7 protein-coding genes are annotated in these 8629 nt (G+C 31.4%); all 7 read left to right on the top strand.

Annotated elements, in window-relative coordinates; translation table 11 throughout:
• Window positions 1–724 (top strand): YgeY family selenium metabolism-linked hydrolase (locus tag IC214_RS13385; protein WP_227866738.1); only part of this gene is annotated, 724 nt, incomplete at its 5' end.
• 139 nt (window positions 725–863) lie between these two features.
• Entirely contained in the window at window positions 864–2234 is a 1371-nt protein-coding gene (gene hydA / locus IC214_RS13380) for a dihydropyrimidinase (protein ID WP_227482576.1), read from the top strand.
• A gap of 17 nt (window positions 2235–2251) precedes the next feature.
• Window positions 2252–3658, top strand: a complete 1407-nt coding sequence (locus tag IC214_RS13375; RefSeq protein WP_227434961.1) for an amidohydrolase family protein — start codon at window positions 2252–2254, stop codon at window positions 3656–3658.
• Between the two features lie 78 nt (window positions 3659–3736).
• The gene (locus IC214_RS13370) at window positions 3737–4183 is read left to right on the top strand and encodes a (2Fe-2S)-binding protein (RefSeq protein WP_227434963.1); all 447 of its coding nucleotides are present in this window, start codon (window positions 3737–3739) and stop codon (window positions 4181–4183) included.
• 40 nt (window positions 4184–4223) lie between these two features.
• On the top strand, window positions 4224–5018 hold the full coding sequence (locus tag IC214_RS13365; RefSeq protein WP_227434965.1) for an FAD binding domain-containing protein: 795 nt from the start codon (window positions 4224–4226) through the stop codon (window positions 5016–5018).
• A complete protein-coding gene (locus IC214_RS13360; RefSeq protein ID WP_227823991.1) occupies window positions 5008–7299 on the top strand; it encodes a xanthine dehydrogenase family protein molybdopterin-binding subunit in 2292 nt (763 codons plus the stop codon). Before IC214_RS13365 ends, IC214_RS13360 begins: the two co-directional genes overlap by 11 nt.
• The gene (locus tag IC214_RS13355; protein ID WP_227482577.1) at window positions 7300–8613 is read left to right on the top strand and encodes an amidohydrolase family protein; all 1314 of its coding nucleotides are present in this window, start codon (window positions 7300–7302) and stop codon (window positions 8611–8613) included. It abuts the gene before it with no gap.
• The last annotated feature ends 16 nt before the right edge of the window (window positions 8614–8629 follow it).

Here is an 8629-nt window from a genome sequence, read left to right as displayed (position 1 = left end):
TAAACCTGATTATGTTGTAATCGGAGAATCTTCAGAACTAAACTTAAAGATTGGTCAAAGAGGTAGAGGAGAAATAGTTGTAGAAACTTTTGGTAAACCAGCTCACTCTGCTAACCCAGAAAAAGGTGTAAATGCAGTTTATAAAATGGCTAATGTAATTCAAAGAATACAACAATTAGTACCTCCAACTCATCCAGTTTTAGGTGATGGAATATTAGTTTTAACAGATATAAAATCTTCTCCATATCCAGGTGCATCAGTGGTGCCAGATTATTGTAAAGCTACTTTTGATAGAAGATTATTAGTTGGAGAAACAAGAGAAGGAGTATTAGCTCCAATACAAGCATTATTAGATGAAATGATGAAAGAAGACTCAGAATTAAATGCAAAAGTTTCTTATGCATCTGAAAAAGCTGACTGTTATACAGGAAATACTATAGAAAGTGAAAGATTCTTCCCAGGTTGGTTATATGATGAAGATGATGAATTTGTTCAAGCAGCATACAAAGGATTAAAAGAAGCTGGAATAGATTCAGAAATAACTCAATATTCATTCTGTACAAATGGAAGTCACTATGCAGGTGAAGCTGGAATAAAAACAATAGGATTTGGTCCTTCTAAAGAAAATCTTGCTCATACAATAGATGAGTACATAGAACAAGAACAATTATTTATAGGAACAGAAGGTTACTATGGAATATTAAAATCTGTATATGGAAAATAATATTTAGTTCACAATAAATTATTTAAATATAGTCTAGAGGTGCTAAATTTAGCACCTTTGGCAAACATAAATTTATGTAAACAATATAAAATTAAAATTCTAAAAGAATCTACTAGAGCTTAAAAGTTAGGAGGTATATATGGGAACAATACTAAGAGGTGGAACTATAATTACCTCTGATAAAACTTATATAAGTGATTTAAGAATAGAAGATGAAAAGATAACTGAAATAGGAAATGATTTAGAAATAAATAATGATAAAGTAATTGATGCTACAGGGAGACTTATAATTCCTGGAGGTATAGATACACATACTCACTTTGATATGAATGCAGGCTCTATAACTACTGCTGATAATTTTAAAACAGGAACAAGAGCGGCTATAGCTGGAGGAACTACCACTATACTAGACTTTGCAGAATCAAGTGAAGGAGAAAATCTAATACAAGGTGTAGAAACATATCATAAAAAAGCAAGTGGAAATTGTTATTGTGATTATGGATTTCACATGACAATCACATGCTTAGATAAAGATACATTTACGCACATGGAAAAGCTTATTTCAGATGGAATAGTATCCTTTAAAATGTATATGGCATATGAAGGTATGAAAGTAGATGATGGAACAATATACAAAGTACTAAAGGAAGCTAAAAGCCTAGGTTGTATAGTTGAATTTCATTGTGAGAATGGAGATTTATTGGATGCATTAATAGAAGAACGTTTACAAAATGGAGATTTAGAACCTAAATATCATCCACTTACAAGACCAAACATAGTTGAGAAAGAGGCTGTTTCAAGACTTGCTGATATAACTGAATTGTCAAACTCAAAATCATATGTAGTTCACCTAAGTTGTAAAGAGTCACTAGAAAGTATAAAGATAGCTAGACAAAAAAATGTAGATATGATAGTAGAAACATGTCCGCAATATCTATTATTAGAAGATAGTTTATATAATAAGGATGAATTTGAGGCAGCTAAATATGTAATGTCTCCTCCACTTAGAAAAAAAGAAGATATAGATTTTCTTTGGAAAGGTTTGTCTGAGGGCGATATTCAGACCGTAGGTACAGACCATTGTTCATTTAATTTTAAAGGTCAAAAAGATTTAGGAATTGATAATTTTAGTAAAATACCAAATGGAGCACCAGGTGTTGAACATAGATTATCTCTTTTATATACATATGGGGTTTTGGAAAATAGAATAAGTGTAAATAAATTTGTAGAAGTTACTTCCACAAATGCTGCTAAAATATTTGGGATGTATCCTAAAAAAGGTGAAATAGCTGTAGGAAGTGATGCAGATATAGTGATTTTAAATACAGATAAAGAAGAAATAATCAGTTATAAGAATCAAAAACAAAATGTAGATTATACTCCATATGAAGGAGTTAAAGTCAGATGTAAAGTTGAAGATGTTTTTTTAAGAGGAAAGCATGTAGTACAAAGTTGTAATATCATGGAGCAACCAGCAGGTCAATATATTAAAAGAAAAATTACTAAATAATGCAGGGGGAAATAAGAATGATGGATATACTTATTAAGAATGCCATAATAGTAACTGTAAACAAAGAGAGAGAAGTTATTTTTGATGGGGCATTAGTAGTAAAAGATAACAAGATTGCAGATATTGGGAATTCTAAAGAAATAGAAAGTAAGTACACTGATGTTAAAAAGGTAATAAATGCTAAGGGCAAAGTCCTATTCCCAGGTTTTATAAATACACATAATCATTTATTCCAAACTTTATTAAAAGGATTAGGAGATGATATGGTACTTAAAGATTGGCTAGAAACTATGACATTTCCAGCAGCCAATTACTTAGAGCCAAAGGACACTTATGATGCTGCAATGCTTGGCTGTGTGGAAGGTCTTAGAAGTGGTATAACAACAATGGTTGACTATATGTACCCTCACAGTAAACAAGGTCTTTGTGATGGAATAATAGATGCTTATAAAGAATTAGGAATAAGAGGAATACTTGGAAGAGGATGTATGAACACAGGTGCTCAATTTGGAGTTCATCCTGGAATAATGCAAGACGTAGAAACGGTTGAAAAAGATGTAAGAAGATTGTTTGAAAAACACCACAATACAGAGAATGGAAGAATCAAAATAGGAGTAGCTCCAGCAGCAATATGGTCAAATTCTCAAGAAATGCTTGAGATGCTTTGGAGAGTAGTAAAAGAATATGATGATGCTTTATTTACAGTACATATATCAGAAACTCCTTTTGATAGAGAAGCAGCAAAAGAATTGCATGGGCAATATGACATAGATGTTTTAAAGAAATTGGGAATACTTGGACCAAATGTACTTATGGTACATTGTGTATATTTAACTGAAGAGGATATGGAACTTACTAAAAAATATGACATGAAGGTGTCTCATAACACAGCAAGTAATATGTATTTATCTTCAGGAGTTGCACCAGTACCAGAAATGCTTAAAAAAGGAATAACAGTTAGTTTAGGCGTAGATGGAGCTGCTAGCAATAACTCTCAAGATATGCTTGAACTTATGAAATTAACAGCACTTCAACATAAAGTTAATAAATGTGACCCATTAGCAATGTCAGCAGAAAAAGTTCTTGAACTAGCGACTATAGATGGAGCAAGAGCTATTGGAATGGAAGATGAGATAGGTTCACTAGAAATTGGTAAAAAAGCAGATTTACTAATATTTAATCCAATGCTTTCACCAAAAGCAATACCTATGCATAATCCAGTGTCTACATTAGTATATTCTTCTAGCATGAAAAATATAGAGAGTGTTATAGTGGATGGAAATATAATAATGGAAGATTCAAAAATATTAACAACTGATGAAGAAAAAGTATTAAAAGATGCTCAAGATACAGCTGAGAGACTTTGTGTAAGAGGGACTATAAAGAATAGAATGGAAGGCCATAAGTGGAATAGTCTTTATTAATAAATACAATATTATTCTTAAATAAATTAAATATAGTATAGACTTTGGCTTAAAAATATGAGTTTTGAGGTGATTTATTTGATTATCAAATGTACCATAAATAATAAAGAAAAAGAATTGAATGTAAGACCAGATGATTTTTTAGCAGATACATTAAGGGAAAATGGATATGTAAGTGTTAAAAAAGGTTGTGATACTGGCTCATGTGGTCTATGTACAGTAATGGTAAATAACAAAGCTGTGCTGTCTTGTAATTATCTTACTGCTAGAGTAGAGGGACAACACATTACAACACTTGAAGGCGTAGTAGATGAAGCTAAGAAATTTGGGGATTTTCTTGCGGATGAAGGCGCTGACCAATGTGGATTTTGTGCTCCTGGATTTATAATGATGGTTTTAGCAATGAAAAGAGAACTTCAAAATCCAACAGAAGAAGAAGTTATAGATTATGTAAATGGAAATCTTTGTAGATGTACAGGATATAAAGGTCAACTAAGAGCAATACATAAATATTTGAACACTTAAATTTTTTTAAGTGAAAATTAAATTGATATGGGGAGAGAATATGATAACTATAAAGGAATATGTAGTTCCAAAAAGTTTAGATGAAGCTTATGAACTGCTAATATCAAGAAAAAACAACATAATACTTGGAGGCTGCGGATTTTTAAAACTAGGTAGCAAAAATATTGGTTCAGCAATAGATTTAAAAGACCTAGGTTTAGATTATATAAATGAAACTGAGAATAGTATATTAATTGGAGCAGATACAAGTTTAAGAACTTTAGAATTAAATAAGGTTATTAAAAATTACTGTAGTGGAGTAATTTCAAACGCTGTTTCTAATATAGTAGGAGTTCAATTTAGAAGTGGAGCTAGAGTGGGAGCTAGCGTATTTGCTAAGTATGGATTTTCAGATTTAATACCTTCATTACTAGTAGTAGATGCAAAGGTTAAGTTATATAAAAAAGGGGTTATGAATTTAGCTGATTTTTTAGAAAGTGAGCTTGAAAAAGATATATTAATGGAAATTATATTACCTAAAAAAGATGCTATAGGTGTATTTGATTCAATAAGAAAATGTACAGGTGATTTTGCGGTATTAAATGGGGCAATGTTAAAAGAAGGAAATTCTTATAAAATTGCAATAGGAGCTAGACCAAGAAGAGCAAAGATTGCATACAAAGCAAGTGAAGTGCTAAGCTTAGAAAATGATGCAAACAAAGCTGGAGAGGTATCAAGTGAAGAACTTTCATTTGGAAGTAACATAAGAGGAAGTAAAGAGTATAGAAAAGATATGGCAAAAGCATTAGTTGTTAGAATGTATAATAGTATTGGGGGTGAGTTTAATGGTAAATAAAGAAGTAAGAAAAATAGATAGTGAAGCCATTGTTACTGGTAAACCAATATATACTGAAGATTTAATTTTTCATAGGGATGTTTTGACTATTAAACTTCTTAGAAGCCCACATGCTTTTGCAAAAATAAAAAATATTGATATAAAAAATGCATTAAAAGTAAAAGGTGTAGTAGATATATTTACTTACAAGGATGTACCAAATTATAGATATTCAATGGTTGGAGAATCATATCCAGAAGCATCACCTCATGACCAATTAATACTTGAAGATATAGTGAGATATGTAGGAGATGAAGTTGCTATAATAGCGGCTGAAGATGAAAGAGCAGCTATTAAAGCAATGAAACTTATAAAAGTTGAATATGAAGTAATGACACCAATATTAGATGCAAGAGAATCAGAAGGTAATAAAATTTTAATACATGAAGAAGATGATTTGTTTTGTCCGTTTGATTTTGGATTAGATGCTACAAAAAATATAGTATCAAGAGAAAAAATGGGTAAAGGTGATGTAGAAAAAGAGTTTAAAGAGTGTGATGTGATAGTAGAAGAATCTTATATGACTCAATCACAAGCACATTGTATGATGGAAACTCATAGAGCTTACACATATATAGATACTAATGGTAGACTAGTAGTAACTTCTGCAAATCAATCAGCTTATCATATGAGAAGACAGGTTTCAAGAGCATTGGGAATACCTCTTTCAAAGGTGAGAGTAATAAAGCCAAGGATAGGTGGAGGTTTTGGTGGAAAAAATATAGCTGTAACAGAGATATATGCGTCATTTGTAACTTGGATGACGAAAAGACCAGCAAAACTTATATATACTAGAGAAGAAACTTTTGCAATGACTAATACTAGACATCAGATGTTTTTTGACATAAAAGTTGGAGCAGATAAAGAAGGAAATATAAAAGCTATAGATATGAAAGCATTAAACAATACAGGTGCTTATGGTGACAATGGACCTTCAGTTTGTTCCGAGTCAGGGCATAATGTGCTTCCAACCTATAATAATGTACCTGCAATAAAGTTTGATGGAAGGACTGTATATACTAACTTAGTTCCAGGGGGAGCATTGAGAGGGTACGGAGCAACTCAAGGTACATTTGCACTTGATTGTGCAATAGACGAATTAGCACATAAACTTAATATGGACCCAACAGAAATAAAATTAAAAAACATTATAAAAAAGCAAACTGAAGGCGGAATAATGAATTTTCCAATAAGAAGTTGTGCACTTGATGAATGTATAATTAGAGGCAAAAAGCTAATTGGATGGGATGAAAAATATCCTGTTATAGATATTGGGAATAATAAAGTAAGAGCTGTTGGAATGTCAGTTGGAACTCATGGTTCTGGTATAGCTAACATAGATATGGCAATAGTAAATATGAGAATGGATGAGGATGGAACTTATAAGTTATTTTCTGGGTCTTCAGATTTAGGAACTGGTTCTGATACAATACTTGCACAAATTGCTGCCAAGACACTAAATACATCTATTGATAGAATTTCTGTTTATACAGGAGATACAGATATGTGTCCATATGATACTGGAGCATATGCTTCTTGTACTACTTATGTAACTGGAAATGCTACAATAAAGTCAGCTGAAAGTTTAAAACAAAAGATATTAAAAGTAGCACAGAAGAAATTAGACCTACCAATCGATGATTTAATGCTATATGAAGACAGAGTTTGTTATAGTGAGGATGTAGAAAAGTTTGTTTTATTAAGTGAATTAGGAAGAGAATCTGTTGGTGGTGGAAATCAAGATGTCTTATACTCATCTGAATCTTATGGGATAAAAGAGAGTGCAAAACCATTTTTAGCAGGTTTTGCAGAGATTGAACTAGATAAAACAACAGGTGAGTTTAAGGTGATAAACTATGCTTGTTCAACTGATTGTGGTACAGTTATGAATCCTGCACTTGCAAGAATACAAGTTGAAGGAGGAGTAACTCAAGGTATAGGGCTTGCAATGTATGAAGATCCTAGACATGGTTCTGATGGTAAACTTCAGACTTCTAATTTGTTACAGTATAAAGTTCCAACAAAAAAGGATATAGGAAATATATTAGTAGATTTTGTAGATAATTATGACCCAACAGGACCATATGGAGCAAAATCTTTAGGAGAGATAGTTATTCATACGCCAGCACCAGCAATAGCAAATGCAATTTTTAATGCAGTAGGTGTGAATATAAGAGAACTTCCTATAACTTCTGAAAAGGTTTATATGGCTATGAAAAAACTAAATCAGGGAGGTAAATAAATGGTTGCTATAAAAAGTAAATACTTAATATCTTCTGCTGATGAAATATATACAAATTATGCTGTTGTAATAGAAAATGACATTATAAAAGATATATTGCCAAATGAAGAAGTTGAATTAAAATATAAAGATATTTCAGAGATAATAAATAAATCAGATGCCATAGTAATGCCAGGCTTTATCAATGGGCATATGCATCAATATGGAGTGCTTTCTAGAGGAATACCAGCAAATGTACATTTTACTGATTTCGAAGGATTTTTAAATGACTATTGGTGGCCGTTTATAGAAAATAGAATAGGACTAAAGGAAGTAAAAGCCACAACTAAAGCATCTGCAATAGAACTTATAGAATCTGGTGTAGTAGCATTTTGTGACACATTAGAAGCTCCAAATACAGAAAAAGGAACTTTAATTGAGCAAGGGAAGATACTAGAAGAAATAGGAATGAAAGCAGTTTTATCTCTAGAAAGTTGTGAAAGAATAAGTTATGAAAATGGGTTAAGATGTTTAGATGAAAATTCTAATTTAATAAAATGGAGTAGAGAAAACAGTAAATTAATAAATGGAATAATGTGTACACATACTAGTTTCACATGTTCAGATAAATTTATCAAAAAAGCTAAAGAAGATGCAAGAAAATTAGAGGCACCAATGCAATTTCATTTATGTGAGAGTATATATGAACCAAACTACTCTAAAAAACACTTTAATAAAAAAGCAGTTGATTACTACAATGATTTAGATATATTAGATGAGACTGTATTAGCGTCTCAATGTGTAAAAGTAGATGATGAAGAGATAGACATATTAAAGGAGAAAGGTGTAAAGGTAGTTCACATGCCTCTTAGTAATTGTGAAGTAGGTGGCGGTTTTTCTCCAGTTCCACGAATGATTAAAAAAGGCATAAAAGTAGCATTAGGCACAGATGGATATATAAATGATTTTTTTGAAGTTATGAGAGGTGCATTTTTAATGCATAAATCAGTTGAAGAAGATGCATCTGTAATGCCCGCAAGTTTAGTATTTAAGATGGCAACAGAACATGGTGCTTATGCATTGGGACTTCAAAAATCAGGAAAAATAACAGTTGGTAATAAAGCAGATATAATAGTTATGGAAGATGAATTTAAAACTCCTGTAACACTTGATAATATATTTGACCAGATAGTAGTGCAAGGTAAAAAAGAATTTATATCAAATGTATACATAGATGGTAAACATATTTTAAAAGAAAAACAATTGGTTAACTTAGATAAAAAAGCTATTGTTAAAGAAATGAAAGATGTTGCCTGTGAATTCTGGAAGTTTTAATAAATGTAAATAAATA

It is taken from the genome of Clostridioides sp. ES-S-0190-01 (genome assembly GCF_020658275.1).
Classification (GTDB): domain Bacteria; phylum Bacillota; class Clostridia; order Peptostreptococcales; family Peptostreptococcaceae; genus Clostridioides.
The sequence above is the reverse complement of the archived record's forward strand: the minus strand, read 5'-3'. Positions and strand labels throughout refer to the sequence as shown.